Source organism: Oleiphilus sp. HI0132 (genome assembly GCF_001635845.1).
The window spans coordinates 1-1,410 of the sequence record NZ_LWGJ01001017.1; the positions used below are offsets into that span (position 1 = coordinate 1).

1 protein-coding gene is annotated in these 1,410 nt (G+C 46.2%); it reads right to left on the reverse strand.

Features of this window, described 5'->3' with window-relative positions; genetic code table 11:
- Nucleotides 1-1,320 (reverse strand): DNA topoisomerase IV subunit B (locus tag A3766_RS11390; RefSeq protein ID WP_068642229.1); only part of this gene is annotated, 1,320 nt, incomplete at its 3' end.
- Between the last annotated feature and the right edge of the window lie 90 nt (nt 1,321-1,410).

Below are 1,410 nucleotides of genomic sequence, written 5' to 3' on the forward strand. Positions count from 1 at the left end.
ATATTCACGGTCACGCGCCTGTTTGGCTGAGCCACCAGCCGAGTCACCCTCTACTAGAAACAACTCGGAGTTCATAGTCTCTACACCAGAGCAATCAGCAAGCTTACCAGGCAATGCCGGGCCGGAGGTCACTTTCTTACGAACAACTTTCTTCGCTGCTTTTAGGCGCTTCTGAGCATTACTGATACACAGCTCTGCTAACTTTTCAGCATCATCAGTATGCTGATTAAGCCACAAACTGAAGGAGTCTTTGACGACACCGGAAATAAAGGCGGCAGCTTCACGCGAAGATAGGCGCTCTTTAGTCTGTCCGGAAAATTGAGGGTCTTGAAGCTTGGCTGATAGAACAAAACAGCTCTTGTCCCATATATCTTCAGAGCTCAGTTTGATACCACGCGGAAGGAGGTTTCTGAACTCACAAAACTCTCTCATCGCTTCCAAGCAGCCGGTACGAAAGCCGTTAACATGCGTTCCACCTTGAGCAGTAGGTATCAAGTTAACGTAGCTCTCCTGAGTTATCTCACCACCTTCAACTAACCATTGTATGGCCCAGTCTACAGCTTCGGTATTACCGGCCATTGATCCACTAAAAGGGGCTGAGGGGCAAGTTTCTAGACCGTTAGTTGCCGACAATAGGTAGTCTTTTAAGCCATCCTGGAAGTGCCATTCGTCTTTTTCATCGGTCTGTTTATTAGTAAAAGTAACTGCCAGACCAGGACACAATACGGCCTTGGCACGAAGAATGTGGCGTAAACGACTAACTGAGAACTTCACCGTATCAAAGTATTGTGCATCAGGCCAAAAGCGTAACTCCGTTCCCGTATTACGCTTACCCACCGAATCAATCACATGTAAGTCTTCAGTTTTAAAACCGTCAGCAAAGGCTATCTTATGTAGCTTTCCATCGCGCTTGATCAAAATTTCAAGCTTGGTAGTCAAAGCGTTTACAACCGATACACCAACGCCGTGTAGACCGCCCGAGAAGTTGTAGTTTTCATTGGAGAACTTACCGCCAGCATGTAGCTTACTTAAGATTAGTTCTACCCCTGGTACACCTTCTTCAGAGTGAATATCTACGGGCATCCCGCGCCCGTTATCGGCAACTGACAAAGAACCATCTTCATACAATACAACATCAATTTTACTGGCGTGACCCGCAAGCGCTTCATCGACACTGTTATCGATTACTTCCTGAGCAAGGTGATTGGGCCGAGTGGTTTCAGTATACATCCCCGGTCTTTTCTTAACCGGGTCCAAACCACTTAGTACTTCGATTGAGTCGGCGTTATATTGCTTCGGAGATGAGTTATTGTCTGCCATATACTTCTTATGCTGCTATTAATGAGGAGGGATTTTATTTAGTGAAGCTTAACCGAGAATAGAGAGGCTGCCAATACCTAGTCTTCACTT